Raw genomic sequence first — 25,436 nt, 5'->3', positions numbered from 1 at the left:
ACTAGTCGGCTCCGCCGGCGCCATGCCGGGCAGAGTGACCCTTGCTGGAGCCTCCCCCGGTCGAGCCCTTGCCGCCTGCGGTCTCCGATCCGGCCGGCTTCGACGAGCCCTTCGCACCCCGCGCACTCGTGACACCGGACTTTCCGGGGGTCACCTTGTTCCCGTCCTTCACGGTCGCCGAGGCAGCGCTGTCCGACGCCGTGTCAGTCGCCGAGGCGTCGGCGGCCTCGGAGGACTGCGACGACTCGCCGGAGGCGGCCTCGACCGCTGCGGGCTGCTCCGCCGCGACAGCCTTGGAACTCGCCGCGGCCGGCTTGAGCGCCGCACCCGCCGGGGCCGCCGGAGCTCCCAGCGCCGTGGCGATCGCCTTCGGGATCGAGACCAGCAGCGTGTACGCGATGCCCGCGTTGTTGCCGTTCTCATCGGGCGGCGACAACAGCCCCGGGTACTGGCTGCCGTCCGTCGACTCGTAGCCGTTGATCACAGCGCCGATGAATGTCGGGAGCGTGTTGATGGCGGCGTTCAGCGCCGTGACGGTCTGCCCCGCGGCCAGGGCGTCGAGCACCGCTTGCCCGCTGTCGCCGAGGGACTGGATCGAGCCCTCGATGGGGCCGAGAACGCCGATGAGAGCCGGCAATACCGTCGCGAGCCCGGTGACCGTCTTGACCACAGCGGCGAAGTTGTCCGCCATCTTGCCGGGGATATCCAGGACCGGGAACAGCGGAAGCCCGATCGTCAGGATGGCGGTTCCCAGGGCGTTGTTGATCGTGCCTGCCGCCCCGGACAGGTTGCCGTCGGCGATCTGCTGGAACGCGGTGGTGAGCGCTTCTGGCACCGTCGTCGTCAAGTAGTCATAGGTCGCCGAGGCGACGCCCCCGAGTGCGGTGGCGGTGGTCTGCCCGTAGCCGAACAAGTTCGTGCCGAGCTGGCGCAACGCGGGCGCGGGGTCAGCCAGCCAGTCCTGTCCGATCGTCGACACATTGCTCACTGCGGCAGTGACGAGGTCAACCCATGGGGTGACGGGATCGAACGACGCGGTGAGTTCCACGCTGGAGAACGCCGCCGGAATGTGGACGTTCGACAGCGGTGACGCGACCGGTTGCATCGGTGCGAATGCGACAGCACCGGCTCCCACCAGCGCCACCCCGGATGCGATGGACGACCGCACAGCAATGCGCATTATTACTCCTGTCGAGGGGTCTGGAATGAACGCGGCAAAAGTTACCGGAGCCGAAATCGGGAGTTGGCGGTATTTGGCGCAGAACTTACCGGTCAGTCAGTTCGGCGGTCCGGCTCGCAATCACAGCCCCTGCGAGAGTCGCAGGTGAACGCGATGCGCTGGTCCGTCAGCAAACCTTCTTGACGCGTGAATTATTTAAGCGCGCAACCACTCCCGCGTGCTGCCCCCGCCACCCTCCGACTGAGCAGGCGATCAGCCTTTCTCGGCATTCCAGAACCCTACGGGTCTGTTCTTCGGCAGCACCGGTTTGCCGAAGTGCTAGGTTGGCCGAACTCGGACGACCGCAGCGGGACGGACCATCTCACGGGCGTCAGCTATCTCTGAGACGGACCCGCCGGCAAATCCCCGCACTTTAGTTTGATGTGCTTATCGTCGGCATACGCCCGAAACGTCGCGCCCCAGCGAAGCGGTACCGACATCGGCGGGTAGCTATCGCTGCTCAGCGGAGCGCTTAGTCGACCAGCAAATATCGACACCCCGTACCCGCACGACACCTGAGCAACCGGGCTGACCTGCGTGCGACGATTGCGGGCATGGCGAGCATCGCGCAGTGGGTCGAAGGGGCCAGACCCAGAACTCTGCCCAACGCGGTGGCGCCAGTGGTCGCGGGTACCGGCGCAGCGGCCTGGCTGGACGCCTTCGTGTGGTGGAAGGCGCTACTGGCACTTGCCGTTTCGCTCGCGCTGATCGTCGGGGTCAACTTCGCCAACGACTACTCCGACGGCATCCGCGGCACCGACGACGAACGGGCCGGACCGCTGCGGTTGGTCGGCTCGAAGCTGGCGTCGCCGCGCGCGGTGCTGAGCGCCGCCGTCGTCAGCCTCGGTGTCGGTGCGGTCGCCGGGCTGGCTCTGGCCGTCGTCAGTGCGCCCTGGCTGATCGCGGTGGGCGTCGTCTGCATCGCGGGAGCGTGGCTGTACACCGGCGGCTCCCGGCCCTACGGCTATGCCGGATTCGGCGAGATCGCCGTGTTTGTGTTCTTCGGCCTCGTCGCCGTGCTGGGCACGCAGTACACCCAGGCGCTGCGGGTCGACTGGGTCGGCCTGGCGCTGGCCGTCGCGACCGGCGCGCTGTCGTCGGCCGTGCTGGTGGCCAACAACCTGCGCGACATCCCGACCGACCGCGTGGCCGGCAAGGTCACCTTGGCGGTCCGACTCGGCGATGGCCGAACCCGGATCCTTTACCAGTCCATGCTGGCTGTGGCCGGCGTGCTGACCCTGGTGCTGATGCTCGCCACGCCGTGGTGTGCGGTCGGTCTGATCGCCGCACCGCTGGCCCTGCGTGCGGCCGGGCCGGTACGCCGCGGCCTCGGCGGTCGCGAGCTCATCCCGGTGCTGCGCGATACCGGCCTGACAATGCTGGTCTGGTCGATCGCGGTGGCGCTGGCGCTGGCGTTCGGCTAGTCGGTCGACTTTTTGCCGCGCAGCCGGGCCTGCAGTTGCTCGCGGTCACGGCGACGACGCTCGTCGACCGCGGCGATGCTCGCGGTGGCGCGCTTGCGCAACGGCGCCAACAGCCAGATCCCCAACGGCAGCGCAAGCACGATCCCGAACAACAACGCCACGATGAGCGGGAACTCGGTGATCCCGATCAGCTTGCCGAGGTAGTAGATCGCAGCCGTCAGAACGACCACCAGCGCGATCCGCGCAAGGGTGTACGCGAGGACGTCGAGCACCAAACGACCGCCCGCGCCCGAGGTCTTGTTGTCCGAATTGTCCGACACCGCGCCGAGCCTACCGACGCGCGTATATTCGGACAAAGGAGGTTTTCGTGCTGTACCTGCTGTTGGTTCTGATCATCGCCGCCGCGGTCTATGTCGGCTGGCGCGCGGTTCGCGCCCAGGCGCACCGGCCGAAGACCAGGGTTGTCGGCCCCGACGACGATCCCGACTTCCTGTGGCGACTCAGCCACGGCGACAACAATCCCCGCTAACCCGCGCTAGCCATCGCTAGCCGAACCGTTCGTTCACGTCGACGGCGGGAAAGCCGTCGGCCACCACGGCAGCGAGCTGAACCAGGGCCTCACGGGTCTTCGGCTTCAGCCGCTCGAGATCGATTTCGGCGCCCTCTTCCAGATGCGGGTCGAACGGCACCACGCATACGGCGCGGCACCGCCGCGAAAAGTGGTCCACCACCTTCTGCATGTCGACCTTGCCCGACCGCGGCCGGACGGCGTTGATGACGCACACCGACCGGCGCACCAGGTCCTGATGGCCGTGGGCGTCCAGCCAGTCCAGCGTCGCCGAGGCGCTGCGCGCCCCGTCCACCGAACCCGAACTGACCACGACCAGTGCGTCGGCCTGCGACAGCACCGACGTCATCGCCGAGTGCAGCAGCCCGGTGCCGCAGTCGGTGAGCACCAGGCTGTAGAACCGCTCGAGCACCGCCAGCGCCTTGTCGTAATCCGTCGCGCTGAACGCTTCGGACACCGCGGGGTCGCTTTCCGACGCCAGGACTTCCAGCCGGCTCGGGCCCTGCGAGGTGTAGCCGCGGACGTCGCTGTAGCGCTCGATCTTCTCGGCGTCGCGCAGCAGATGACGCACGGTGGCCGGGGTTTCCAGCGGCACCTTCTGGCTCAGCGTCCCGCGGTCGGGATTGGCGTCGACCGCGATCACCCGGTCGCCGCGAATGGTGGCGAACGTCCCGCCCAGGGTGGCGGTGATCGTCGTCTTGCCGACCCCGCCCTTGAGCGAGAGCAGCGCGATCTTGTAGCAGCCCTGCAGCGGACGGTTCACCTGTGCGACGAGGTTGGTGTGGTGCGCGGCGCGCTGGCCCTCACCGACGTTGATCAACTTCCCCGACGCCAGGTACAGCCAACGGCGCCAGCCACCGGACGGCGGCGGCTTCACCTGGCGTAGCAGCGCGCTCGTCGACAGGTCCGGATAGGGCGTCGGCGGCACCATCGGGCGGTACGACGGCACCGGATGCTCGGCGACGTACTGGTTGAACACCGGCGCGGCCGCGGTCAGCGATTCCATCGGGATGCCGATCGGCGGCGTCGGCGCCAGCCAGTCCGGTTCGGATTCGGTTGCGGTGGTCGCCGGATCGGTGAACCGCTGTTCGGCGCGGAATACCGTTGTCGCATCAGTTAATTCATGGCCCTGGTGGGACCCATGAGGAGTGGACACGTGCACTTCCCCCTGACATATCGTTTCGGGTCGAGTGGTTGTTCGTGGGTCCTTTGAACCCTAGCGCACGGCTGGAGTCAGCTAACTCCGGCGTAGGAGTGCAGGCCGACCGTCACCAGGTTGATGAAGAACAGATTGAAGACCATCGCGACGAAGCCAATGACGTTGATCCACGCGGCTTTCTTGTCGCGCCATCCCGCCGTCGAGCGGGCGTGCAGGTATGCGGCGTAGACCACCCAGGCGATGAACGACACCGTCTCCTTGGGGTCCCAGCCCCAGTACCGGCCCCACGCCTCCTCGGCCCAGATGGCACCGAAAATGACGCCGAAGCCGAAGATCGGGAACGCGAAAATCGTGGTGCGGTAAGCGATTCGGTCGAGGGTCTGGGCGTCGGGCAGCCGTTGGACGATCTGGGCCAGCCGTCCCTCTCGGCCCGGATCGGCCAGTGATGACATCTTCAGCAGGAACAGGATGCTGGCCACACCGGCGACCAGGAACACACCCGAGCCGAGGCTGACAACGGAGACGTGGATCGGCAGCCAGTAGGACTGCAGCGCAGGCATCACGGGCGCGGCGTTGGTGTAGAGCCAGCGGCCCGAGACGGTCAGAAGGATGAGCACAGGAACGAGTACGAAAACCCACAGCGCGCGGTACTGCGGTTTGCGCAGCACGATCGACGCCGCGATCAGACCGCAGAAGCTCGTCAAGTTGATGAACTCGTACATGTTGCCCCACGGCACGCGGGCGGTGGCCAGACCGCGCAGCACGATGCAGGCGAACAGCAAGGCGATGCCGAGGTACACCAGCGACAGGCCGGCTGTGCCGATGCGTTCATCGGCGGAGCGCCGTGGCTTGTCGACGACGACGCCGGGGCGGTCACTGTCCGCGGCGACCCCGGCCGACACCATCTCGCGGGCCTCGACCTTGCGTCCGCGGCTGTAGGCGAGTTCGACGGCCAGCAGCAGCAGCGCCAAGACCAGGACGACGACCGACGACGTGAAGGCCCAATCGGAGTAGCGGGCCAGCCCGATGTCGATGTGCTCGGTATTCATGCTCAGACCTTCTCTTTCGACGGCTCCGGCAGGTCCGCCAACATCCGTTCGGTGAGCTTCTCGAACTCGTTGCCCCAGCCGGAGTTGTCGGTGCGGGCCAGACCGCCCAGCTCGACGTTCACCGTACCGCTCGAACCCAAATCCATCCCCGGGCTGCGCTCCTGCCCGCCGCCACCAGAAATCCTCGCCCACACGCGCCGCCGGCGCACGATCAGCGACACCAGCAGGCCGCCCATCATGGACATCGCGAACACCAGCACCCACACCTGTCCGGGATCGTGCGAAACCTGCAGGTTGACGAACGGGGTGGCGCCGTCGAACCGCACCACGGTGCCGTCGTCGAGGCGCACGTCCTCGCCAAGGCGCAGGTTGGTGCGCTTGACCATGGTCAGCCGCTTCTGCTCGATGAGCCGCGGGTCGAGCGTGAACAACGACTGGGGTCGGCCGGTGTCCAGCCCGGTGTCGCCGCGGTAGATGTCGATGGCCACCGCCGGGTCGTTGGCCGCCGGATACTTCGACGACAGCAGGGTGCCGTCCAGTTCGGCGGTGGGCGCGAACAGGCCCATGATCGCCAGCTGGTGCTTCCGCCGCTCCGAGGGGTCGGGGTACATGCCGCCGGGCGGGTCGACGCGGATCACGCCCGAGGACAGCAGGGTGTGCTGATCGTCCGGGCGCCATTGCAGGGTCTGGGTCCGCTTCTGCCCGTTCGGGAAGGTGACGGTGAACGTCGGCGCGTAGCCGTGACCCTGCAGGTACACCCGGTCGCCGCCGATGCGCAGCGGATGGTTGACCTCGAGACGGTAGGGCTGCCAGGTGCCGGCGGCCAGATCGTCGCCGGCCTGGTAGTCGATGTTCGACGCGAACGACAGAGCCTGCCCGTTGGGCAGGTAGTGGGCTTGGAAGTCGTTGACTCGCACGCACATCGGGTACAGGGAGGTGCCGTCGACGCTGTTACCGGCGCGGAACGAGTCGAATGCCGCCGGCGAGGCCGAGCAGAAACCGGGGCCGCCGTTGGCGATGACGATGACGTTGCCCTCGTAGCCGAACAGCTTGCCGACGGCGATCGCCACCAGCAGGCCGAGCAAGGAGAAGTGGAAGACGATGTTGCCGAACTCGCGCAGGTAACCCTTCTCGGCGGAAATCTCCGTGACGCCGTCCACCTGGCGGGTGACCCGTCGCCAGCCTTTGAGCCGTTCGGAAATCCTCGCCGCGACGGCCTCCTGCGTCCCCACCACCTCGGCGGCGGCGTACTTGGGCAGCCGGGACAGGTTGCGCGGGGCCGGAACCGGCACGGCACGCATGCTCTTGGCGTGTTCGATCATCCGCGGAGTCAGGCAGCCCACCAGCGAGATGAACAGCAGCGCGTAGATCGCGGTGAACCAAAAACTGGAGAACACCTCGAAGAACTGCAGGCGGTTGAGCCATGGCCCGATGATGTTGTGCTCGGCGATGTACTGCTCGACCTTGGCGTCGTTCAGGCTGCGCTGGGGCAGCAGCGCACCGGGCACCGCGGCGAGAGCGAGCAGGAACAGCAGCACCAGAGCGGTACCCATGGAGGTGAGCGCCCGCCAGAGGGTGCGGATCAACGTGACGACGGATCTCAAATCGGCAGCCTGACGTCGGACACGAAGGCGTCGCGCACCCAGGAGATGAAGTCGTTCCACGCCCCGGTGACCAGGGCCAGCCCCACGGCGATCAACAGCACACCGCCGACGATCTGGATGGTCCGGGTGTGCCGGCGCAGCCAGCCCAATCCGTTGGCGGCCCAGCTGGATCCCAGCGCCAGCACCACGAACGGGATGCCCAGGCCCAGGCAGTAGGCGATCACCAGGACGACACCGCGGGCGACGCTGGCGCCGTCGGTGGCCGAGGCGACGGTGATCACCCCGGTCAGCGTCGGACCCAGACACGGCGTCCAGCCCAGTCCGAACACCGCGCCGAGCAGCGGGGCCCCCGCCACACCGGCGAACCGGCGCGGGGTGAACCGGGCCTGACGCTGCAGCGCCGGGATGAAGCCGATGAACGCCAGCCCCATGACGATGGTCAGCACACCCCCGACACGTTGCAGCACAAGTTGATTGGTGATCAACGTGGTGGTCATCCCCAGTACCGCCACGGTGCCGAGCACGAAGACCAGGGTGAATCCTGCGACGAACAGCAGCGCCGAGCCGGCCACCCGCAGGCGCTGCGTCCGCACAGCCACCGGACCGGACGTGTCGTCCACGCCGACGACCGCCGCGAGGTACGACAGATAGCCGGGAACCAGCGGAACCACACACGGCGAGGCGAACGACACCAGCCCGGCGAGCACGCAGACACCGAGGGCCAGCAGCAACGGGCCCGCGGCGGCGGTCTGGGCGAAACCGGTCATGGTGCAGCCGGTTTCGGGTCGGCCGCCAGCCGCTGCACCACCGGCAGCAGGTCCTCGGCCAGCAGCTCGCGCAGGAACACCGCGGCGACCCGGTGTTGCCGGTCGAGCACGACCGTCGACGGGATCACGGTGGCGGGATACTTGCCGCCGAACGCGATCATGGTGCGCATCGCCGGGTCGTAGATCGACGGGAACGTGACCTTGCGGTCGACGACGAAGTCCTGAGGCGCGGTGATGTCGTTGTCCCGCACGTCGATCCCGAGGAACGCCACGCCCTGATCACGAGTCTGGGCGTAGACCTGCTCCAGCTGGGTGATCTCGGACCGGCACGGCCCGCACCATTGGCCCCACACGTTGATCACGACGACTTTTCCCTCGAAGTCCTTCAGCGACACGGTCTTCGAGGGGGCCATCAGCTCGGGACCGGACAGCGGTCCCGGGGTGCCGCGACTGCTCGGCGGGTCGTAGAAGATGTCGGTCTTGCCGCCGGGAGCGACGAACTCGAACGTCCCACCCTGAGCGACAGCGTCGTCACCGGTGGAGCAGCCGACCAACACCGTCGCCGCCACCAGGAGGACCAACAGCCGCTTCACTGCCCGGCGAGCTCCGCGTATCCCCAGCCGACGTACTCGTCCCCATCGAAATAGAACGACGTCAACGATGCCAGGTTGCACAGCCGCCGGGTCGGAAAGTGGTGCAGCTGAGCACCGGTCATGGACCTGCGCAGCGTCTCGACCGGCAGCTGGTGGCTGACGCAGACCGCTTCGTGCCCGGCGCCCTTGATCCGGGCCCGGTCCACCGCGCGCCGCATCCGCTCGGCGATCTCCCGGTAGGGCTCCCCCCAGGTCGGGGTGCGCGGGTTGCGCAGATGCCACCAGTTACGAGGGTCACGCAGCGCGCCGTCACCCGGGGAGACTTTCTCGCCCTGAAACACGTTGTGCGACTCGATGAGTTCGTCGTCGGTGTCGATCGCCAAGCCGTGGTGCGCGGCGATCGGCGCGGCCGTCTCCTGAGCGCGCTCCAGGGGTGAGGCCACCACGTAGGTGACGTCGCGGGCAGCCAGCCAGCTGGCCACCGCGGCCGCCTGCGCGCGTCCACGGTCCGAGAGGTGAAAGTCGGGAAGACGCCCATAGAGGATGCCCTCTGGGTTGTGAACCTCGCCGTGGCGCATCACGTGGACAACGGTCCGTTCGGTCATTGCTTGGCTCCTGCGGCCGCGCGTGCCGCCGCCGGAAGGGCTCCGGCGATTCGGTCGAAGGCGGCGTCATCGAGTGCGGCTGAGACGAACCAGGTTTCGAAGGCGCTCGGCGGGGCGTACACCCCGGCGTCGAGCAAGGCATGGAAGAACGCCGGGAACCGCCAGGTCTCGCTGGCCTTCGCTTCAGCGAAGTTGGTGACCGGTGAGTCGGTGAAGAACACCGACAAGAAATTGCCGGCCCGCGGAACCTGATGAGCCACACCGGCTTCGGTGAGCGCATCGGAGAGAAGGCTCGCCAGCCGGTCGGCGTTGGCGTCGAGGGCGGCGTAGACCGCGTCGTCGGCGTTGCGCAGCGTGGCCAGTCCGGCGGCCACTGCCACCGGGTTCCCGGACAGGGTGCCGGCTTGGTACACCGGCCCCAGCGGAGCCAGCCGTTCCATCACGTCTCTGCGGCCGCCGAATGCCGCGGCCGGCAGGCCGCCGCTCATCACCTTGCCGAAGGTGAACAGGTCGGCGTCGACCGGATCGATTCCGTACCAACCGCTTCGGCTCATCCGGAAGCCGGTCATCACCTCGTCGACGATCAGCAGCGCGCCGTGCTCGGCGGTGATGCGCCGCAGTGCGGCGTTGTAGCCGGGCAGCGGCGGCACCGCCCCCATGTTGCCCGGGCACGCCTCGGTGATGACCGCGGCGATGGTGTCGCCGAACGTGGCGAAGGACTCCTCCACCGCGGCGACGTCGTTGTAGGGCAACACGATCGTGTCGGCTGCCGTGGCGCCGGTGACCCCCGGCGAGGACGGCAGGCCCAGGGTGGCGACGCCTGAACCGGCGTCGGCGAGCAGCGCGTCGACGTGGCCGTGGTAGCAGCCGGAGAACTTGATGACCTTGGAGCGGCCGGTGAAGCCGCGGGCCAGGCGCACCGCGCTCATGGTGGCCTCGGTGCCGGAGTTGACCAGGCGCACCCGTTCGACCGGTTTCACCCGGGCGATGATCTCGGCGGCCAGCTCGGTCTCACCGGGGGTGGGCGCACCGAACGACAGCCCGTTGGCCGCGGCGCGCTGGACTGCCTCGACGACGGCCGGGTGCGCATGCCCCAGGATCATCGGTCCCCAGGAGCACACCAGGTCGATGTAGCGGTTGCTGTCGGCGTCGGTCAGCCAGTAGCCCGTGGCGGAGGTGATGTAGCGAGGCGTGCCGCCGACGGAGTTGAAGGCCCGGACCGGCGAGTTCACTCCGCCGGGGATGACTGCGCAGGCGTCGGCGAACAGCCCGGCTGATGCCGCCGTGGAGGCGGCCTGATCCGTACTGCTCATGGCCACCAGTGTCCCAGACTGCGCGCATGCTCAACTACAGGGTGTAGGAGTCGGGATTCGGGCAGTACTCACACCGGTTCGAGCGAGAAAACCGGGTGGTCAGCGGGGTCGGTCGCAGCTTGACGAGGTAGCCGTCGACCGTCTTGCCGGCTTTGGGGCGGTAGGCCGTCAGGGCCGACGAGCGTTCCGGTACCGGGAGTCCAGTGGCGCTGAACCTTGCCGCACCGAATTTGGTGTCCAAGATCACGACGGGATGGCGGTGAACCACGGGGGCTTGAGGTAAGCCATCGCTGCGAGTTTGATCGGATGATGCAACTGCCGCAATGGCTGGCCAGGTTCAACCGGTACGTCACCAATCCGGTGCAGCGGCTGTGGGCCGGCTTCGTGCCGACGATGGGGATCCTCGAACACGTCGGACGCCGCTCCGGGGCGCGGTACCGGACCCCCTGGAGTCTCTCCGAGACGGGCGCCCCCGCGCTAGCCGGCACGCCACCCCCCTTGACGGTGTTCACCACCGACGACGGCATCGCGATCCTGCTCACCTACGGCCCTGACCGGGATTGGCTGAAGAACATCAGCGCGGCCGGCGGCGGCCGGCTCAAACGCTACGGGCGCACCTTCACCGTGAGCAATCCTCGGGTGATGCCCAAAACTGAAGCTGCCCATCATGTTTCAGCAGCGTGGCGTCCACTGTTCACGATGCTGCCGTTCGAATCCGCCGTACTGCTGACCCGCTCCTGACCAGCGACCAGGCGCACAGCCCCACGGTGATCACCTCGGCCAGCACGCTGATCAGCGCATGCGGTGCCGGCCGCCAACCGTGTTCGACGAACCCCTGCAGCCCGACGGTGCGCGACATCGCGAAAGCGCCCAGCGAACCGAGCGCGGCCACTGACGCCACCGCACGTAACCATGCCGGGCCGCCGAGCGCGGTCAGAATCGCCAGCGCGACGAAAACGCTCGTCAGCACCAGGAATCCTCGCCCGACGGCCGGGATGGAGGAGTATCCGTGCAGGTAGAGATAGCCGTGACTGGCCGCGCTGACCAGCAGGCTCGCGGCGATTCCGAGGTTGATCAGGCGGGTCATTGCAGAGTCTCCTCTTTCAGGGCGAGCACGTTCTGGCCGCGCGTGTAGCTGACCTCGCGGATGCCGAGGGCATCCTTCAGCTGACCGGCGGGCAGGGTCAGCGGCTTGGGTGCGGGCCCGTCGCCGGGATGCGGCAGCGGGTAGGCCGTGGTGGTGGCGCTGTAGAACGTGACGTTGTCTTCGGTCTTCGAAAACAATTGGTGGACATGCCCGTTGAGGCACGTCACCGACGAGAACCGGCGCAGGTAACTCAGCGCCTGGGTGGCGTCGTCGGTGCCCCAGCCCCAGTCGGGATACATCGCGAACAGCGGGATGTGGCTGAACACGATGATGGGAGTGTCAGACGACAACGAGGCCACGTCCTTCTCGATGAACTCCAACTGGTCGGCCCCGAGATGCCCGAGCTTCTTGAGGTTCAACGTGTTCACCAACCCGATGACGTGGACGCCCGCGATGTCGAAGCTGTACCAGCCGTCGCCGCGGGTGCCCGCGCCGAACACCGACCGGTACTTCTGCCCGGCGTCGTCCACCGAGTCGTGCTCGCCCGGCACGGTGAAGACGTGCGGGGTGTTGAGGCCGGCCATCATCTGGTTGACCTGGTCGAACTGGGCCGGGGTGGCCAGGTGGGTGAGGTCACCGGTGTGGATGACGAAATCAGGGGTGTACCCGAGATTGTTGATCTGCCGGATGGCCCGCTCGAAGGATCCCGTGACGTCGGCATTGGCGGTACCGGTGAACCCGATGTGACTGTCGCTGATCTGAGCGAACCGCAACGTGGGCCGGGTGTCGGTGGCAGCCGGCGCGCTCGCGACGTGAGACAGCACCTCGCCGCCGACGACGGCCAGTCCGACGGCTGCACCGAACCAGGCACCGTGCCGGATCAGCTGGCGCCGGATCAGCTGGTGCGGGTCGCCGGTCATGCGCTCACCACCACGGTGCCGCGCATGAACGGGTGGATGCTGCAGATGTAGTCGAAGCTGCCGGCCTTGGTGAACGTGAAGCTATAGGTGGCGTTGGCGTCCAGACCCGGTGAGTGAAACGAGCCGTCTCCTGCGACGACGGTGTGCGGCTCCTCGTCCTTGTTGGTCCAGGTGACGGTGTCGCCGACCTTGACGGTGAGGGTGGCCGGGGTGAACGCGAAATTGGTGATGCCCACCGCGGTTCCGGCGACCGGCGGGGCGAGCGCGGTCGTCGTGGCCTGTGACATCGGCATGCCGGGCATGTTCGACATCCCTGGCATGCCAACCGATGTGCCGCCGTTCGGCCCGAAGTCGACCGTCGGTGACGGGGACTTCGCCGGCGTGGAACATGCCGCGACGCCGACAACGACCGCCAGGCACGCCAGTGCAGTACGGGTGTGGTGCATGGAACCTGCCTCCTCGGCTGAACCAAGTCCGCGGCGCGGACCGTCTCATCAAGAGGTAGGGCGGCGGTTACACCGGACGGTTGTGTAACCCCGCCGCCTATCTCCCATTGATGAGCGGAAGGCACACGATGATGGCGGCGGAGGATGATCCACGCCCGCGACCAGAGCTACGACTGGTCCCCGACGCTCGCTATCCGGACTGGGAAGCCGTCTACGACGACAACGTCACGTGGGTCTACCGGCTGATTTTCGGTCGAGTGGGAAACCGCGCCGACGCCGAAGACCTGACCTCCGAGGTATTCCTGGCCGCGATGCGGCCGCTGCGCTTGACCGCCAGCATCGCCGAGGTGCGCGCCTACCTTCGGGCCACCGCCCGAACCGTGTTGGCCGCGCACTGGCGGGCCACGCTGGGCACCGAGATCACCACCATCGAGGATGTGCCGACCACCGCGTTCGGTCCCGCCGCGCCGAGCACCGCCCCTCAGCGCGTCGCCGCGCTGCTCGGCGCCCTGCCCGACAACTACCGCCGGGTGCTGGAACTGCGTTTCCTCCAAGGCTGTTCGGTGCGGGAGGCGGCCAGTACGCTCGGCATCAGCATCGCCAACGCAAAAGTGTTGCAGCATCGGGCGTTACGGCTGGCCGCACAGATCAGCGAAGGGGCACTGAGATGACCCGCCGCGACCTTCGCCACTACATCGACGACATGCTGGCCGGGCGGCAGCCGAAGGGCTTCACCCCCGACGAGTTCGAGGCAGCGCAGCTGCGCACCGCGATCGAGCTCACCGCCGCCCGCGAGGACGCCGGCGAACCCCGGCCGGAGTTCGTCGGCGGGCTCAAGGCCCGGCTGGCCGCGGAAATGTCATCGGACCCGGCACCGTCGACGAGTACGCCACCCGCTGAACGGGGAATGTCGGCCACCCGCCGGCAGGTGATCGTCGGCACCTCCGCAGCGGCAACGGCCGCGGTGGCCGGGGTGTCGGTCGATCGGCTGGTGATCCGGCCGCACAGCGCCGAACAGCAAGTCGCCCAGGCGGATCTGGTGCCTACCGACGGTGCGTGGCAGACCGTGTCGGCGAGTGCCGACCTCACCGAAGGGGCGGTGCGCGCGTTCGATCTGGGCTCGGTCAACGGATTCGTCCGCCGGGTCAACGGCCGGGTCGACGCCGTGTCCGGTGTGTGCACCCACCAGGGCTGCAAACTGTGGTTCGACCAGGGTGACGACCGGCTGCGCTGCCCATGTCATTCGACGTCGTTCTCGCCGGCCGGCAGCGTCGTCACGCACGCCCTGCCGATCGCCCCGAAACCGTTGCCACACTTCGAGGTCCGCGAGCGCAACGGTGTCGTGGAGGTGCTTGCGCCGCCACCGCAGACGACCTGAGAGCTGTAACCCGGGCGCCTATCTAAAGGTATGTACAGCAACATCATTGGAGCAGCACTCATCAGCGTCGCGCACATCGCGTCCTCGTCGGGCACGGGTTCGGCACCAGACGTCATCAGCCAATTGCAAGGCCAGGGCTACGACGTTCAGCTCAACGGCCAGCCGAGCGGCGGGCTTTCGCAATGCACCGTCACCGGCGTGCATCAATCGATGCCCACCGCCTACGTGGATCTGGATTGCACCAGCAATAACTAGACCGGCACTGCGCGCAGGGCTTCGGGCAGGCTGGGCAGGAAATGCTTGGTGGCGAACGCTCTTATCTCGTCGGCGGTTTCGAGGGGTACCGGACTGGGCAACAGCATCGCCATCATCGCGTAGCGCCAGATGTTGTCAGCGAGTTCATGCACGGCCTGCGGTCCGATCCGGTCGGCGAAGCCGGGCGGGAAGATCACCTGCAGCGCCGCCTCGATGCGCTGCACCGCGGCACCGTAGTGCAATCGGGCCAGCTCCAGCGTCAGGGCCGGCTCGTCGACGACCATGCGGTTGAGCACCCGGTGCCGCCGGGTTCGCAGGATCGCCTGCGTGAACGCTTCGACGTAGTAATTTGACTGCGGGCGAGCACTTTTCAAGTCTTCGGCGATGTCGTGGAACAACCGCAGGTTTTCCCGGTCCATCACCGCGGCCACCAGGTCGTCCTTGTTGGCGAAGCGACGGTAGATCGTCGTTCGGCTCACCCCGGCCCGGCGAGCGACGTCATCCAGGGCGACCCGGCGGATGCCATGCTGGTCGAACTCGACGAGCGCGGCGTCGAGGATCGCTTCGGTCGACTGGTCAGGCATGCCCCGCCTGCGCGAAACCCTTTGCAGCGTAACCGTTGTATCGGATGTTCATCGGTAGATGATCCCACAGCCAGTTGACCGGACGCGAGCGCCAGAACGCCGCGAAGCGCTGATAGTTGCGTTCCTTGCGCTCGCTCCACGGCAGGCCGAGAATCTCGCGCGTGCGCGGCGGCATCCCACCGGTGGTCAGGAACGCCGCGACGGGGTTGAAGATCGGCGCCACCAGCCGCCAGACGATCGGGTTGACGGCTTTGGGCCGCGGGAATCCCTTGGTTACGTAGCCGACTCCGTACGCGGCGGTGCGGTGCGCGACCAGCACCTCGTTGATCATCCGGTCCCAGTAGCGCTCGAACTCGGCGTAGTCGGCGGGCATCGGGCGGTCGCTGACGCCGTAGCGGCGATACCAGGTCTTGGACTCCAGATACATCTGCTCCTTCTCCTCGCGGGAGAGGCGCTTGACGAAGGTGTCGGCGAAGTACAGGGCCTGATCGAAGAAGGTGGCGTGCGCCCAGTAGTAGGTGTCGGGATCCAGTGCGTGATAGCGGCTTCCGTCGGGCATATCGCCCTTGATGTTGTGGTGGAAGTCGCGGACCCGGGTGCCGGCGTTGTCGTCCTCACTGCCGTAGACGGTCATGAAGATCGGCGGCAACGAGCGTTTGATCCGGGCCGCGGTGTCGGCGAACCACACCGAATGGTCGAGCACACCCTGGCCGAGTTCGGCGAGCATGTTCTGCAGCACCGCCGGGCGGGGGCCGATGAGGAACATCCGGTTGTCGCCGAAGTAGCGCCAGACCAGTGACTGCGGGCCCAGTGGCAGGGCGTCGGTGGCCGACTGGGATTCGGCAAGATCCGTCATGTGCAACAGTGTTACAGATTTCGCACTTTGTACCAACCGGTTCGTGACGAGCGTCACCCTGTCGCCGAAGTCGACGAAATGCGGGTCTTGTCTCGCAGTTCTTCTGCGAATCGTCGGTTTGGGCGAGATGAGCGGAATCAGTGGAAGCGCTTGAGGCGCAGGCTGTTCGTCACCACCAGAACCGAGGAGAACGCCATGGCCGCGCCGGCGATCATCGGGTTCAGCAAGCCCAGCGCCGCCAGTGGGATCGCCGCGACGTTGTAGCCGAACGCCCAGAACAGGTTCTGCTTGATGATCCGCAGCGTGCGCGACGACAGCCGCAGTGCGGTCGGGACGGTCCGCAGGTCCCCGCGAACCAGCGTGATGTCGCCGGCCTCGATCGCGGCATCGGTGCCGGTACCCATGGCCATGCCCACGTCCGCGGTGGCCAACGCAACCGAGTCGTTGACCCCGTCTCCGACCATCGCAACCTTGCGGCCCTGCGCCTGCAGCCGGCTGATCGCGTCGGCCTTCTCCGAGGGCAGCACGCCCGCGATGACGTTCTCGGCGGCGATGCCGACCTCGGCGGCCACCCGCGCGGCAACCGCGGGGTTGTCACCGGTCAGCAGGATCGGCGTGATGCCCATCGCCTTCAACTCGGCGATGGCCTCCGCACTCGTCGGCTTGACCGCGTCGACCAACCGGATCACCCCGCGCCGGTTACCGTCGGCGCGCACCTCCACGCTGGTGCGCCCGTCGTCGACTAACTGCTCGCCGGCGCGGGACACCTGCACCCGCACACCGTCAACTACGCCGCTGACGCCGGTCCCGGGGTCGTTGGCGAAGTCGCGCACCGCGGGCACGGTCAGGCCACGCTCCCGGGCGGCGGCCACGATCGCGGCGGCCACCGGGTGCTCGGACGCCGATTCGACCGCGGCCGCCTGCGCCAGCACCGCGTCGGCGTCGATGCCGGCTTCGGTCTCGACGGCCGCCACGGCCATCGAGCCGGTGGTCACCGTGCCGGTCTTGTCGAGGACGACGGCGTCGATGCCGGTGACGGTTTCGAGAACCTGCGGCTCTTTGATCAACACGCCGAGCTGAGCGCCGCGGCCGGTGCCGACCAGGATCGCGGTCGGCGTCGCGAGGCCGAGCGCGCACGGGCAGGCGATGATCAGCACGGCGACCGCAGCAGTGAAGGCCGCCGTGGCCGACCCGCCGGCCACCAGCCAGGCGCCCAGCGTGACCGCCGCGATGGCCAACACCACCGGTACGAAGACCGCGGACACCCGATCCGCCAGCCGCTGGATGGACGCCTTCCCGCTTTGTGCGTCGGAGACCATCCGCGCCATCCGGGCGAGTTGGGTATCACCACCGACCCGCTTGGCGCTCACCAGAATTCGGCCGTAGGTGTTCACCGCTCCGCCGAGTACCTCGTCGCCAGGGCCGACGTCGGCGGGCACCGACTCCCCGGTCATCGCCGAGGTGTCCAGCGCCGACGCGCCGTCGATGATCACACCGTCGGTGGCCACCCGCTCACCGGGCCGCACGACGATGACGTCACCAACATGCAAGTCCTGCACCGGGATTCGCACCTCGGCGTCGTCGCGCAGCACGGTGGCGTCCTTCGCGCCCAGCGACAGCAGCGCCCGCAGCGCCGCGCCCGCCGACCGCTTGGCTTTGGCCTCGGCATACCGGCCGGCCAGCAGGAACACCGTCACCGCGGCCGCGACCTCGAAGTAGACGTGGCCGTGCCCGTGTCCGGCCGCCCCGGTCACCACCTCGTACACCGACCACAGGTAGGCGGCCAGCGTGCCCAGCGACACCAACGTGTCCATCGTCGAAGCCCCGTGCCGCGCACTGTTGAGCGCGGCCTTGTGGAATGGATAGCCACCCCAGAACACGATCGGGGTCGTCAGTGCCAGCACCACCCACAACCATCCCGGGAACTGCCATGGCATCACCATCGACAGCGCCACCACCGGGACCGCCAACATCGCCGAGCCGATCAACCGGGGGCGCAGCTGTTCACTCGGGACGTCGTGGTTCATGTGGTCGTGTCCGTGGCCGGAGTGGTCCACCACTGAGGCGTGATAGCCGGTGGATTCCACGGCGTGGATCAGATCGTGCTCCGAGACCTGCGGTCCATGCTCGACGTGCGCGCGCTCGACGGCGAAGTTCACCGTGGCCTGCACACCGTCCAGGTCGTTGAGGCCGCGCTCGATGCGGGCCGCGCATGATGCGCAGCTCATGCCGGTCAACTGAAGGTCGGTCGTCGCCATGGTTCTGATGATACCCCTAGGGGGTATCTTGTCCAGTGTCTACCGGATCACCACAACAGCACCTCGGTCTCGTCCTCGGGCGGTTCGGGATCCTCCTGGTCCGGTGGGTCAGGGGCGTCGTCCGAGTCGTCTGGAGGGGGCACCGACCAGAGGTGCCGGGGCCGGCCACCGGTCACGACGACCCACCCATCAGCCCCGGGCGGCCACCTCCGCGATGATCACGGATCGCTTCGATCAACCCGGAGACAGGAACCAAGTCGCCGGCCGCCACTCCGTCGAGGCGAACCCAGCCCCGGACGTCGGCGGAGAACTCGCCCATCACGGGCAGTTCGGCCGCCGCCGCGAGCAATCCGCACGCCAGGGGCCTGGGCTCCGCGGGCAGGCCGTCAAGCGCGTTCGACAGCGCGCCGCGCGCCGCGTCGGCCAAACCGCGGACCCGGCACTGGTCGAACGGCTCGAGACCGGCGTCGGACACCGGGAGACCGGGGCGTTGCCGAGTGCGCAACCAGCCCTCGTTGACCAACTGTTCCTGGACCGCGGTGATCACTTCGTGCTGGTTGCCGACGACCAACTGCGCCCAGGTCGCCCGATTGTGCACGCCCACCTGGGCGAATTCGGCACGCAGAATCGGATCGTCGGGACTGGCCGCCCGGGCCGGGACGGGCTTGCCGGCACGCTCCACCAGGAATCCCCGCAGATGCAGATCCGTCAGCATCGCGGCCCGCAACGCAAAGCCGAAGAGTTGAGGATCGAAGCCGCCGAACCGGCCGCTCCTGGCATCGAACGCGAGCAAGAACAGCTGCCCGTGCAGGGTCGAGGGCACGCGCGAGAACGGGGACGACGGATCGCCGATGCGCGCCATGCCGCCTCCTCGCTCCCCGTGACCAACTCTGGGCCACCGACCGCGCGAGGACATGCGTAGCCGACTACTTAATTTTCGGCCCGATTTGCCTGGCCCGGAGTGGGATGATGGACACACCGACGACGAAGAGATGACCCGGATGACTCTGACCCACATCCAGCAGCGGTCAGCACCGACCGAACACATCGCTGTGCGATGCGTGGATTCCGACGTCCACCCGGTACCGCGTCGCGGGGTGCTGATCGACTACATACCCGAGCCCTGGCGCACCAAGTACTTCCTCTCGCACCCCATCGGGGAACAGATCTACTACGACGCTCCCGACTACGCGCACGCCTACGCGATGCGCACCGACACCTTCCCGCCCGACGGCGAGTTCGCCGGCACCGACCCTGATCTGGCATTTCGCCAGCTCGTCATGGATGCCGGCGCCGACATCTGCATCCTGGAGCCGCTGGCTCCGGGGGCGCGACTGACCGACGCGGCGCAGGCTTCGGCCATTGCGACCAACCGCTGGCTCGACGAACACTGGCTGGACAGCCGCAACAACTGGCACCAGCGCTGGCGCGGCTCGATCAGCGTGGCGATCGAAGATCCCGCCGGGGCAGCCCGCGAGATCGAGCAGTGGGCCGGCCACCCGTACATGTCGCAGATTCTGATCAAGGCCGAACCGCGGCCGTCGTGGGGCGACCCACGGTACGACCCGGTCTGGGCGGCTGCCACCAAACACGACATCACCGTCAGCTGCCATCTGGGCCGGGGCAAGTTCGAGACACTGCCGATCCCGCCGGTCGGGTTACCCAGCTACAACCACGACTTCATGGTCAGCTACTCACTGCTGGCCGCCAATCAGGTGATGAGCCTGATCTTCGACGGCGTCTTCGACCGGTACCCGACGCTGCGGATCGTGTTCGTCGAGCACGCCTTCAACTGGATCCTGCCGCTGATGTGGCGGATGGACGCCATCTACGACGCGCGCAAGTCCTGGCTGGACATCACGCGCAAGCCCAGCGAGTACGTCAAGGACCACATCAAGTTCACCACCCAGCCGCTGGACTATCCCGAGGACAAGACCGAACTGCTGCGGGCCTTCGAATGGATGGAATGCGAGAAGATCCTGCTGTTCTCCTCGGACTACCCGCACTGGACGTTCGACGACCCGCGCTGGCTGGTCAAGCACCTGCCCGAGCATGCCCGTGACGCCGTGATGTGGCGCAACGGGGTCGAGACCTACAAACTGCCTACGACGGTTCCAGTGCTGGAGGGACAGACTCGGGTGTTCTGAGCTGCACCTCGGCGCGGGCCCTCCTGGCCCGGACCAGACCGGCCACACCCAGCACCGCGAGCACCCCGGCAAGGGTGACCAGCAACCAGGTCAGCATCATCAGCGGCGGATCGAAGACCGCCGACGTCGTCGAGGGCTGCCCGTCGGCGACCGGCGCCACGACCGCCACGCTGCGGGCTGCCAACCCGGTCACCACGGCGCCGGCCAGCGCCAGCGCCGCCAGCACGACCTGGACGATGTGCCTCACGAGGCGTCCACCGTCTCGCCCTCAACCAGTGCGGTCAGCGCGGCCCGCAGGGCGCGATGGTTGCGGGCCCAGGCTTGCGCAGTGCGCTTGCCGGTGAGCTCGACGCCGATGCCGGTCCGGCCGCGGGGCACCCCGGACAATTCTCCGAGAGCCCGTGAGGTCTGCCACTTCTCCAGCGGCTGGCGCGATTTCACCGAATGCTCGGCCGGCGGGAACACCCGCACGATGTAGCTCAGCTTGGTGACCTCGGTGCCCTGGCGCAGGGCGTCGCGGGTCAGTTCCACACTGGTGTGGATGCGGGCGGCTTTGACCTGGATGTAGAGGAAGCCGGTGACGAGCACCAGGAAGATCAGCGGTACGACCGGCTGGAATCCCACCCCGCCCTTGATCTGGATCAGCAGCATCGCGATCGCCGACGCCGGCCCGGCGATCAGCCAGTACCAGCTGGCACCGGTTTCGAAGAACAGCCGTTCCGGCTGCTCGGTCAGCTGATCGTCAGACATCGGACTCCGGCGTGTACCACTCCTGGGCTCCGGGCCGCATGATCAACACCGCGGGGACGATCACCAGCACCAGGGCGAACAGCCACACCAGGCCGCCGGTCATCACCGAGAACAGCGCCAACAGGATCGCCAGCGCGATCGAGAGCCCCACCGCCGCCCGCCGGAAGCGGGTGTCGCCGCCGCGGGTCCGGCCTGCGATGTAGCTCAACAGCGCACCGGCCACGATCCAGAGCACGCCGGCGCCCCGGAAGAACACCGGAACCGGGCCGTTGGAGAACACGAGCAGTAAGCCGCCCAACATCAGCACGATGGACCCGGCCAGCCAGCACCAGAACGCGATCGAGACAAGGCGTGGCCGGGGTTGGGTTGCGGTCATGGTCGGGCCAGCCTATCGGGTCACTTGCTGAAGAACCCGTGCGCGTCCGGCCGGTGCAGCAGGTAGGCGCCGCCCACGATCAACACCGAACCGATGATGCCGGTGACCGCGAAGACCACCGCTTGCACGGTCTCCCGTTCGGTGCTGAACAGGCTGGCCGCGGTGTAGATGACGCTGGCCAAGCCCCCGCCGGTCAGCACCGTTCGGGTCCAGCGATAGCCGGACCGCATCAAGAACAGGAATGTGACGACCACCGCCGACACCGTCACCGCGAACAACACGGTGATCCCGATGACGAAGAACGACGAATGCTTGCTCGCGGTGAAGTAGGCGTCGACGAGGTAGCCGATGACCATCAGCGGTAAGGCGATGAGCCACAACCAGAAGCCGGTGTCGACGTCGGCGGGACGCGCGGGAGCCGTGGGCGGCTGTTGATGCGTCATGCCAGCCAGCCCGCGACGTCGGCGGCCCAGTAGGTCAGCACGATGTCGGCGCCGGCGCGCCGGATGCTGGTCAGCGACTCCAGCGCGGCAGCCCGCCCGTCGATCCATCCGTTGGCCGCGGCCGCGCTGATCATCGCGTACTCCCCCGATACCTGATAGGCGGCGACCGGAACCGGCGAGACGTCGGCGGCCGCTCGCACCACGTCCAGGTATGCCATCGCCGGCTTGACCATGATGATGTCGGCCCCCTCGTCGAGGTCGAGAACGATCTCGCGCAACGCTTCCCGCGCGTTGCCGCTGTCCTGCTGATAGGTGCGCCGGTCACCCTGCAGGCTCGACGCGACCGCATCGCGGAACGGGCCGTAGAACGCCGAGGCGAACTTCGCCGCATAGGCCAGGATCAGCACGTCGGTGAACCCGGCCGAATCGAGCCCGTCACGGATGGCCGCCACCTGGCCGTCCATCATGCCGCTGGGCCCCACCACGTGGGCCCCCGATTCCGCCTGTGCCACAGCCAGTTTGACGTACTGCATGTTAGTGGCGTCGTTGTCGACGCGGCCACGGGCATCCAGGACACCACAGTGCCCGTGATCGGTGAACTCGTCGAGGCAGGTATCGGCCATCAACACGGTATCGGTGCCGAGGTCCTTGGCGAGGTCGCGCAGAGCCACGTTGAGGATGCCGTCGGGATCCACCCCACACGAGCCGAGCGCGTCCTTGTCCGACTCACGCGGAACCCCGAATAGCATCACCCCGCCGACGCCGGCCGCCACAGCCTGTTCGGCGGCGCGGCGCAGCGAATCGCGGGTGTGCTGATAGACCCCCGGCATGGAGGCGATCTCCCGCGGCTCGTCGAGCCCGTCGGCGACGAACATCGGGAGCACCAAATGCCGTGGCTCCACAGTGGTTTCGGCCACCAATCGGCGCAACGCCGGAGTCGAGCGCAACCGACGCGGGCGCTGCCGTGGATAGCCGGGCAAAGACATGCCTTCTTTCCGGTTAGCGGCGTCGGCTCTTCTTGCGCGGCGGCGGCAACGCACCCTCGGCACGCAGCCGGGCGGCATGCTCGGCCAACGCGTCGACCAGCGGACCGACCGCGGCCGTCTCCGGCTGGACGTCGACCCGCAGCCCGAACTCCGCGGCCGTCTCCGCCGTCTTCGGCCCGATGCACGCCACGATGGTGCGGGCGTGCGGCTTACCGGCGATGCCGACCAGGTTGCGCACCGTCGAGCTCGAGGTGAAGCACACCGCGTCGAACCCGCCGGTCTTGATCATCTCGCGGGTCTCGGCCGGCGGCGGCGCCGCCCGCACGGTGCGGTAGGCGGTGACGTCTTCGATCTCCCAGCCACGGTCGCGCAGACCTTCGGCCAGGGTCTCGGTGGCGATGTCGGCGCGCGGCAGCAGCACCCGGTTCACCGGATCGAAAATGCTGTCGTACTCCGGGAATTCGTCGAGCAGACCGAGCGAGGACTGCTCTCCGGCGGGCACCAGCTCAGGGCTGACGCCGAAGGCGCGGACCCGGTCGGCGGTCGCTTCGCCAACGCAGGCGATCTTCACGCCGGAGAACGCCCGAGCGTCCAGACCGAACTCACCGAACTTCTCCCACACCGCACGCACCGCGTTGGTGGAGGTGAACACCACCCACTGGTAGCGGCCGTCCACCAAACCCTTGACAGCCCTTTCCATTTGGGCCGGGCTGCGCGGCGGCTCGACGGCGATCGTGGGCACCTCGATGGGCAGCGCGCCGTGGCCGACCAGTCGGTCGCTCATCTCGCCGGCCTGATCCTTGGTGCGCGGCACCAGCACGGTCCAGCCGTACAGCGCCCGGCTCTCCCACCAGTTCAGCTTCGCGCGGTGCGCCACCGTCTTGCCGATGGTGACCACCAGCGTGCCGGTCAGCGGACCGGCCGGATCGCTGTTGCAGGCCAGGGTGGCGCGGTCGGTCAGGCCGTGCAGGGTGGTCTCGACCGAACGCTGGCCGCAGGTGGTGCCGTTGGAGGTCACCACGCACGGCGTGGCCTCGGCCAGACCGTACTCGATCAGGGTGCGCGCGGCCTCGGGAAGGTGCGAGGCGCTCGCAGTGAGGATCAGGGGGCCGGGTGCGGCGGCCAGGGCCGCCCAGTCGACCTCACCGCGCACGTCGGCGACGGTGTGCGCCGATCCCAGCGGCAGGCCCGCGTAGGTCGGGACCGCGCTCGTGGCGGGCAGGCCCGGAACGATCTCGAACTCGGCGTGCGCCCGGGCGACAGCGTTGACCTCGGTGATGACCGAATCGACCGACAGCGGATCGCCGGAGACCAGCCGCACCACGTCGAAGCCGGCCTTGGCCTCGTGGACCAGCGTCTTGGCCACCTCGGCCGGGTCGCCGAGCGCGGGCCGGATGTCCGGGCCGACGGAGACCACCGGCGGCGCGGTCTCGTCATGGCCGTCGGCGGGGGGACCGTCGGGTGCGGGCGCGGGTCCCGACGCCGGCGGCAGATCGGTGCCGACCACGCTCAGGACGGCCGGTGGCACGTCGGGATCGGTGAACACCAGCGCGGCGTTGGCCAACACGGTGCGGGCTCGCGTCGTCAAGAGGTTGGGGTCACCCGGCCCCGAGCCGACGAACGTGATGTGTCCCGGCTTCGCCTTGCGTCCCCGACCGCTCACATGACCAGTCATCGCTTCACTCCCGCCTACCGCTCTACGTGCGGAGTCTGTACCGACATGACTTCACGCGCACCGAGCTCGAACAACTCCGCGGCGACCGAGAGCCCCAGCTCTGCGGACCGGCCGGGTGTGCCGATACCGGACGCACGAATCACGTCGGATCCGTCTGCTGCCGCCACGCATGCGCGCAGTGACAGCTCGTCGAAGACGCGGCCGTCGTCATCGATGGACTCGACCACTTCGGCGATCGCGCCCACCGGTGCGGAACAACCCGCCTCCAGTTTGGCCAGCAGGGTTCGCTCCGCGGTGACCGCGACGCGGGTGTCGGGATCGTCGAGCTCTCCCAACAGCGCCACCAGCTCGGTGTCGCCCGCGCGGCACTCGATCGCAAGCGCACCTTGGGCCGGCGCTGGCAACATCTGCACCGGCTCCAGCGTCTCGGTGACATCGCCGAGTCGCCCAAGACGGGCCAGGCCCGCCCGGGCAACCACGATGGCGTCGAGATCACCACTGCTTACCCTGTTCAACCTGGTATCTAGGTTGCCTCGTAGGGGGCGGATTTCCAAACCGAGACCCAGTGCTCTAAGCTGCGCGGCCCGTCGCACCGAGCTCGTGCCGATCACCGAGCCCGCCGGCAACTCCCCCAAAACCATCCCGTCGCGGGCCACCAAAGCGTCGCGGGCGTCCTCTCGGGGCGGGATGGCGGCGATGGTGAACCGGTCGTCGGATGCCGTCGGCAAATCCTTGTACGAGTGCACCGCCATGTCGACGCGGCCGTCGGCGATGGCTTCACGCAGGGCGGCGGTGAACACCCCGACCCCGATCTCGGCGATCGGCTTGTCGGAGCGATCTCCGGCGGTGCTGATGATGATCAGCTCGGCGCGATGCCCGCGCTCGATCAGTTGGTCTCTGATGGTCCCCGCCTGCGTGGTCGCCAGCAGACTGCCCCGGGTACCTATCCGGATCACCGTGTCGTTACTGCCGGC

The 25,436-nt window shown here is 67.9% G+C and carries 32 protein-coding genes; 7 read left to right on the top strand and 25 right to left on the bottom strand.

All coding sequences use genetic code 11. The features are described 5' to 3' along the window. Nucleotide 1: 1 nt before the first annotated feature. A complete protein-coding gene (locus D3H54_RS31095) occupies nucleotides 2-1,180 on the bottom strand; it encodes a hypothetical protein (protein ID WP_168214774.1) in 1,179 nt (392 codons plus the stop codon). Nucleotides 1,181-1,773: 593 nt separating this feature from the next. On the opposite strand from D3H54_RS31095, the gene D3H54_RS03965 reads away from it, so the two are divergent. Beyond that, nucleotides 1,774-2,643, top strand: coding sequence for a 1,4-dihydroxy-2-naphthoate polyprenyltransferase (locus tag D3H54_RS03965; RefSeq protein ID WP_149377956.1), 870 nt, complete (start codon nucleotides 1,774-1,776; stop codon nucleotides 2,641-2,643). On the opposite strand, the gene D3H54_RS03960 is transcribed toward D3H54_RS03965, so the two are convergent. Continuing rightward, nucleotides 2,640-2,963: a DUF4229 domain-containing protein gene (locus D3H54_RS03960; RefSeq protein ID WP_149377955.1), complete on the bottom strand. Its 324-nt coding sequence runs from the start codon at nucleotides 2,961-2,963 to the stop codon at nucleotides 2,640-2,642. The two genes, D3H54_RS03965 and D3H54_RS03960, sit on opposite strands and share 4 nt — an antisense overlap. 47 nt (nucleotides 2,964-3,010) lie before the next feature. On the opposite strand from D3H54_RS03960, the gene D3H54_RS03955 reads away from it, so the two are divergent. After that, nucleotides 3,011-3,172 (top strand): hypothetical protein, encoded by a 162-nt coding sequence (locus D3H54_RS03955; protein WP_096309908.1) that lies wholly within the window; start codon nucleotides 3,011-3,013, stop codon nucleotides 3,170-3,172. A gap of 16 nt (nucleotides 3,173-3,188) precedes the next feature. Here the strand turns inward: D3H54_RS03955 and D3H54_RS03950 are convergent, their stop codons facing one another. From D3H54_RS03950 to D3H54_RS03915, 8 genes are all read right to left on the bottom strand, one after another. Beyond that, nucleotides 3,189-4,367 carry a MinD/ParA family ATP-binding protein gene (locus D3H54_RS03950; protein ID WP_168214773.1) on the bottom strand — a complete coding sequence of 393 codons (1,179 nt, stop codon included), beginning with the start codon at nucleotides 4,365-4,367 and terminating at the stop codon, nucleotides 3,189-3,191. A gap of 77 nt (nucleotides 4,368-4,444) precedes the next feature. Next, complete coding sequence (gene ccsB / locus D3H54_RS03945; protein ID WP_149377953.1) at nucleotides 4,445-5,419, bottom strand: c-type cytochrome biogenesis protein CcsB; 975 nt, start codon at nucleotides 5,417-5,419, stop codon at nucleotides 4,445-4,447. A gap of 2 nt (nucleotides 5,420-5,421) precedes the next feature. Then, entirely contained in the window at nucleotides 5,422-6,972 is a 1,551-nt protein-coding gene (gene resB / locus D3H54_RS03940; RefSeq protein WP_149383333.1) for a cytochrome c biogenesis protein ResB, read from the bottom strand. Nucleotides 6,973-7,019: 47 nt separating this feature from the next. After that, nucleotides 7,020-7,790: a cytochrome c biogenesis CcdA family protein gene (locus tag D3H54_RS03935; protein ID WP_102805325.1), complete on the bottom strand. Its 771-nt coding sequence runs from the start codon at nucleotides 7,788-7,790 to the stop codon at nucleotides 7,020-7,022. Continuing rightward, a complete protein-coding gene (locus D3H54_RS03930; protein WP_149377952.1) occupies nucleotides 7,787-8,383 on the bottom strand; it encodes a TlpA disulfide reductase family protein in 597 nt (198 codons plus the stop codon). The genes D3H54_RS03935 and D3H54_RS03930 overlap by 4 nt, the downstream gene beginning before the upstream one ends. Then, nucleotides 8,380-8,988: a histidine phosphatase family protein gene (locus tag D3H54_RS03925; RefSeq protein WP_149377951.1), complete on the bottom strand. Its 609-nt coding sequence runs from the start codon at nucleotides 8,986-8,988 to the stop codon at nucleotides 8,380-8,382. Before D3H54_RS03925 ends, D3H54_RS03930 begins: the two co-directional genes overlap by 4 nt. Further along, nucleotides 8,985-10,301 (bottom strand): glutamate-1-semialdehyde 2,1-aminomutase, encoded by a 1,317-nt coding sequence (gene hemL, locus D3H54_RS03920; RefSeq protein ID WP_149377950.1) that lies wholly within the window; start codon nucleotides 10,299-10,301, stop codon nucleotides 8,985-8,987. The genes D3H54_RS03925 and hemL overlap by 4 nt, the downstream gene beginning before the upstream one ends. A gap of 34 nt (nucleotides 10,302-10,335) precedes the next feature. Continuing rightward, a complete protein-coding gene (locus tag D3H54_RS03915; RefSeq protein ID WP_149377949.1) occupies nucleotides 10,336-10,542 on the bottom strand; it encodes a hypothetical protein in 207 nt (68 codons plus the stop codon). 68 nt (nucleotides 10,543-10,610) lie between these two features. Between D3H54_RS03915 and D3H54_RS03910 the strand changes: the two genes are divergently transcribed. Then, entirely contained in the window at nucleotides 10,611-11,042 is a 432-nt protein-coding gene (locus tag D3H54_RS03910; RefSeq protein ID WP_149383332.1) for a PNPOx family protein, read from the top strand. Here the strand turns inward: D3H54_RS03910 and D3H54_RS03905 are convergent. Genes D3H54_RS03905 through D3H54_RS03895 form a run of 3 tightly spaced genes read right to left on the bottom strand, consistent with a single transcriptional unit; the run spans nucleotide 10,996 to nucleotide 12,754 of the window. Continuing rightward, nucleotides 10,996-11,388 carry a hypothetical protein gene (locus tag D3H54_RS03905; protein ID WP_149377948.1) on the bottom strand — a complete coding sequence of 131 codons (393 nt, stop codon included), beginning with the start codon at nucleotides 11,386-11,388 and terminating at the stop codon, nucleotides 10,996-10,998. The two genes, D3H54_RS03910 and D3H54_RS03905, sit on opposite strands and share 47 nt — an antisense overlap. Continuing rightward, nucleotides 11,385-12,308, bottom strand: a complete 924-nt coding sequence (locus tag D3H54_RS03900) for a metallophosphoesterase family protein (RefSeq protein WP_149377947.1) — start codon at nucleotides 12,306-12,308, stop codon at nucleotides 11,385-11,387. Before D3H54_RS03900 ends, D3H54_RS03905 begins: the two co-directional genes overlap by 4 nt. Continuing rightward, nucleotides 12,305-12,754: a cupredoxin domain-containing protein gene (locus tag D3H54_RS03895; RefSeq protein WP_149377946.1), complete on the bottom strand. Its 450-nt coding sequence runs from the start codon at nucleotides 12,752-12,754 to the stop codon at nucleotides 12,305-12,307. Before D3H54_RS03895 ends, D3H54_RS03900 begins: the two co-directional genes overlap by 4 nt. A gap of 131 nt (nucleotides 12,755-12,885) precedes the next feature. On the opposite strand from D3H54_RS03895, the gene D3H54_RS03890 reads away from it, so the two are divergent. Genes D3H54_RS03890 through D3H54_RS03880 form a run of 3 tightly spaced genes read left to right on the top strand, consistent with a single transcriptional unit; the run spans nucleotide 12,886 to nucleotide 14,387 of the window. Further along, on the top strand, nucleotides 12,886-13,425 hold the full coding sequence (locus tag D3H54_RS03890; protein ID WP_149383331.1) for an RNA polymerase sigma factor: 540 nt from the start codon (nucleotides 12,886-12,888) through the stop codon (nucleotides 13,423-13,425). Then, nucleotides 13,422-14,132, top strand: a complete 711-nt coding sequence (locus tag D3H54_RS03885) for a Rieske (2Fe-2S) protein (protein WP_149377945.1) — start codon at nucleotides 13,422-13,424, stop codon at nucleotides 14,130-14,132. Before D3H54_RS03890 ends, D3H54_RS03885 begins: the two co-directional genes overlap by 4 nt. A 30-nt stretch (nucleotides 14,133-14,162) precedes the next feature. After that, a complete protein-coding gene (locus tag D3H54_RS03880; RefSeq protein WP_149377944.1) occupies nucleotides 14,163-14,387 on the top strand; it encodes a hypothetical protein in 225 nt (74 codons plus the stop codon). On the opposite strand, the gene D3H54_RS03875 is transcribed toward D3H54_RS03880, so the two are convergent. From D3H54_RS03875 to D3H54_RS03860, 5 genes are all read right to left on the bottom strand, one after another. Then, nucleotides 14,384-14,971, bottom strand: coding sequence for a TetR/AcrR family transcriptional regulator (locus tag D3H54_RS03875; RefSeq protein ID WP_149377943.1), 588 nt, complete (start codon nucleotides 14,969-14,971; stop codon nucleotides 14,384-14,386). The two genes, D3H54_RS03880 and D3H54_RS03875, sit on opposite strands and share 4 nt — an antisense overlap. Next, nucleotides 14,964-15,827 (bottom strand): oxygenase MpaB family protein, encoded by an 864-nt coding sequence (locus tag D3H54_RS03870; RefSeq protein ID WP_149377942.1) that lies wholly within the window; start codon nucleotides 15,825-15,827, stop codon nucleotides 14,964-14,966. The genes D3H54_RS03875 and D3H54_RS03870 overlap by 8 nt, the downstream gene beginning before the upstream one ends. Before the next feature lie 137 nt (nucleotides 15,828-15,964). After that, nucleotides 15,965-18,085: a heavy metal translocating P-type ATPase gene (locus D3H54_RS03865; protein ID WP_149377941.1), complete on the bottom strand. Its 2,121-nt coding sequence runs from the start codon at nucleotides 18,083-18,085 to the stop codon at nucleotides 15,965-15,967. Nucleotides 18,086-18,132: 47 nt separating this feature from the next. Then, nucleotides 18,133-18,261, bottom strand: a complete 129-nt coding sequence (locus tag D3H54_RS31620; protein WP_286199100.1) for a hypothetical protein — start codon at nucleotides 18,259-18,261, stop codon at nucleotides 18,133-18,135. Continuing rightward, a complete protein-coding gene (locus D3H54_RS03860) occupies nucleotides 18,258-18,947 on the bottom strand; it encodes a GOLPH3/VPS74 family protein (protein WP_168214772.1) in 690 nt (229 codons plus the stop codon). Before D3H54_RS03860 ends, D3H54_RS31620 begins: the two co-directional genes overlap by 4 nt. Before the next feature lie 139 nt (nucleotides 18,948-19,086). Between D3H54_RS03860 and D3H54_RS03855 the strand changes: the two genes are divergently transcribed. Next, nucleotides 19,087-20,232 carry an amidohydrolase family protein gene (locus tag D3H54_RS03855; protein WP_168214771.1) on the top strand — a complete coding sequence of 382 codons (1,146 nt, stop codon included), beginning with the start codon at nucleotides 19,087-19,089 and terminating at the stop codon, nucleotides 20,230-20,232. Here the strand turns inward: D3H54_RS03855 and D3H54_RS03850 are convergent. Genes D3H54_RS03850 through hemC form a run of 7 tightly spaced genes read right to left on the bottom strand, consistent with a single transcriptional unit; the run spans nucleotide 20,189 to nucleotide 25,418 of the window. Continuing rightward, nucleotides 20,189-20,479: a hypothetical protein gene (locus tag D3H54_RS03850; RefSeq protein WP_149377939.1), complete on the bottom strand. Its 291-nt coding sequence runs from the start codon at nucleotides 20,477-20,479 to the stop codon at nucleotides 20,189-20,191. The genes D3H54_RS03855 and D3H54_RS03850 overlap by 44 nt on opposite strands. Beyond that, nucleotides 20,476-20,982, bottom strand: coding sequence for a transport-regulating membrane protein Mce1N (mce1N, locus tag D3H54_RS03845; RefSeq protein WP_149377938.1), 507 nt, complete (start codon nucleotides 20,980-20,982; stop codon nucleotides 20,476-20,478). The genes D3H54_RS03850 and mce1N overlap by 4 nt, the downstream gene beginning before the upstream one ends. Continuing rightward, nucleotides 20,975-21,358: a hypothetical protein gene (locus D3H54_RS03840; RefSeq protein WP_149377937.1), complete on the bottom strand. Its 384-nt coding sequence runs from the start codon at nucleotides 21,356-21,358 to the stop codon at nucleotides 20,975-20,977. Before D3H54_RS03840 ends, mce1N begins: the two co-directional genes overlap by 8 nt. 20 nt (nucleotides 21,359-21,378) lie before the next feature. Next, complete coding sequence (locus D3H54_RS03835; protein WP_149377936.1) at nucleotides 21,379-21,801, bottom strand: hypothetical protein; 423 nt, start codon at nucleotides 21,799-21,801, stop codon at nucleotides 21,379-21,381. After that, the gene (hemB, locus tag D3H54_RS03830) at nucleotides 21,798-22,787 is read right to left on the bottom strand and encodes a porphobilinogen synthase (RefSeq protein ID WP_149377935.1); all 990 of its coding nucleotides are present in this window, start codon (nucleotides 22,785-22,787) and stop codon (nucleotides 21,798-21,800) included. The genes D3H54_RS03835 and hemB overlap by 4 nt, the downstream gene beginning before the upstream one ends. Nucleotides 22,788-22,800: 13 nt before the next feature. Then, entirely contained in the window at nucleotides 22,801-24,462 is a 1,662-nt protein-coding gene (locus D3H54_RS03825) for a bifunctional uroporphyrinogen-III C-methyltransferase/uroporphyrinogen-III synthase (RefSeq protein ID WP_168214770.1), read from the bottom strand. A 14-nt stretch (nucleotides 24,463-24,476) separates the two neighbouring features. Beyond that, nucleotides 24,477-25,418 carry a hydroxymethylbilane synthase gene (gene hemC / locus D3H54_RS03820; RefSeq protein ID WP_168215032.1) on the bottom strand — a complete coding sequence of 314 codons (942 nt, stop codon included), beginning with the start codon at nucleotides 25,416-25,418 and terminating at the stop codon, nucleotides 24,477-24,479. Between the last annotated feature and the right edge of the window lie 18 nt (nucleotides 25,419-25,436).

Origin of the sequence: Mycobacterium sp. ELW1, assembly GCF_008329905.1 — a bacterium.
In the GTDB taxonomy this organism is placed as follows: Bacteria; Actinomycetota; Actinomycetes; order Mycobacteriales; family Mycobacteriaceae; genus Mycobacterium.
Note: the sequence above shows the minus strand (reverse complement) of the source record. Positions and strands in the feature narration are given on the sequence as shown.

Bases quoted from the DNA above. Each gene is read 5' to 3' on its own strand.
- D3H54_RS31095 (WP_168214774.1), bottom strand. From the start codon at position 1,180: ATGCGCATTGCTGTGCGGTCGTCCATCGCATCCGGGGTGGCGCTGGTG.
- D3H54_RS03965 (WP_149377956.1), top strand. From the start codon at position 1,774: ATGGCGAGCATCGCGCAGTGGGTCGAAGGGGCCAGACCCAGAACTCTG.
- ccsB (WP_149377953.1), bottom strand. From the start codon at position 5,419: ATGAATACCGAGCACATCGACATCGGGCTGGCCCGCTACTCCGATTGG.
- resB (WP_149383333.1), bottom strand. From the start codon at position 6,972: ATGGGTACCGCTCTGGTGCTGCTGTTCCTGCTCGCTCTCGCCGCGGTG.
- D3H54_RS03935 (WP_102805325.1), bottom strand. From the start codon at position 7,790: ATGACCGGTTTCGCCCAGACCGCCGCCGCGGGCCCGTTGCTGCTGGCC.
- D3H54_RS03925 (WP_149377951.1), bottom strand. From the start codon at position 8,988: ATGACCGAACGGACCGTTGTCCACGTGATGCGCCACGGCGAGGTTCAC.
- hemL (WP_149377950.1), bottom strand. From the start codon at position 10,301: ATGAGCAGTACGGATCAGGCCGCCTCCACGGCGGCATCAGCCGGGCTG.
- D3H54_RS03910 (WP_149383332.1), top strand. From the start codon at position 10,611: ATGCAACTGCCGCAATGGCTGGCCAGGTTCAACCGGTACGTCACCAAT.
- D3H54_RS03905 (WP_149377948.1), bottom strand. From the start codon at position 11,388: ATGACCCGCCTGATCAACCTCGGAATCGCCGCGAGCCTGCTGGTCAGC.
- D3H54_RS03900 (WP_149377947.1), bottom strand. From the start codon at position 12,308: ATGACCGGCGACCCGCACCAGCTGATCCGGCGCCAGCTGATCCGGCAC.
- D3H54_RS03895 (WP_149377946.1), bottom strand. From the start codon at position 12,754: ATGCACCACACCCGTACTGCACTGGCGTGCCTGGCGGTCGTTGTCGGC.
- D3H54_RS03890 (WP_149383331.1), top strand. From the start codon at position 12,886: ATGGCGGCGGAGGATGATCCACGCCCGCGACCAGAGCTACGACTGGTC.
- D3H54_RS03885 (WP_149377945.1), top strand. From the start codon at position 13,422: ATGACCCGCCGCGACCTTCGCCACTACATCGACGACATGCTGGCCGGG.
- D3H54_RS03880 (WP_149377944.1), top strand. From the start codon at position 14,163: ATGTACAGCAACATCATTGGAGCAGCACTCATCAGCGTCGCGCACATC.
- D3H54_RS03875 (WP_149377943.1), bottom strand. From the start codon at position 14,971: ATGCCTGACCAGTCGACCGAAGCGATCCTCGACGCCGCGCTCGTCGAG.
- D3H54_RS03870 (WP_149377942.1), bottom strand. From the start codon at position 15,827: ATGACGGATCTTGCCGAATCCCAGTCGGCCACCGACGCCCTGCCACTG.
- D3H54_RS03865 (WP_149377941.1), bottom strand. From the start codon at position 18,085: ATGGCGACGACCGACCTTCAGTTGACCGGCATGAGCTGCGCATCATGC.
- D3H54_RS03860 (WP_168214772.1), bottom strand. From the start codon at position 18,947: ATGGCGCGCATCGGCGATCCGTCGTCCCCGTTCTCGCGCGTGCCCTCG.
- D3H54_RS03855 (WP_168214771.1), top strand. From the start codon at position 19,087: ATGACTCTGACCCACATCCAGCAGCGGTCAGCACCGACCGAACACATC.
- mce1N (WP_149377938.1), bottom strand. From the start codon at position 20,982: ATGTCTGACGATCAGCTGACCGAGCAGCCGGAACGGCTGTTCTTCGAA.
- D3H54_RS03840 (WP_149377937.1), bottom strand. From the start codon at position 21,358: ATGACCGCAACCCAACCCCGGCCACGCCTTGTCTCGATCGCGTTCTGG.
- D3H54_RS03835 (WP_149377936.1), bottom strand. From the start codon at position 21,801: ATGACGCATCAACAGCCGCCCACGGCTCCCGCGCGTCCCGCCGACGTC.
- hemB (WP_149377935.1), bottom strand. From the start codon at position 22,787: ATGTCTTTGCCCGGCTATCCACGGCAGCGCCCGCGTCGGTTGCGCTCG.
- D3H54_RS03825 (WP_168214770.1), bottom strand. From the start codon at position 24,462: ATGACTGGTCATGTGAGCGGTCGGGGACGCAAGGCGAAGCCGGGACAC.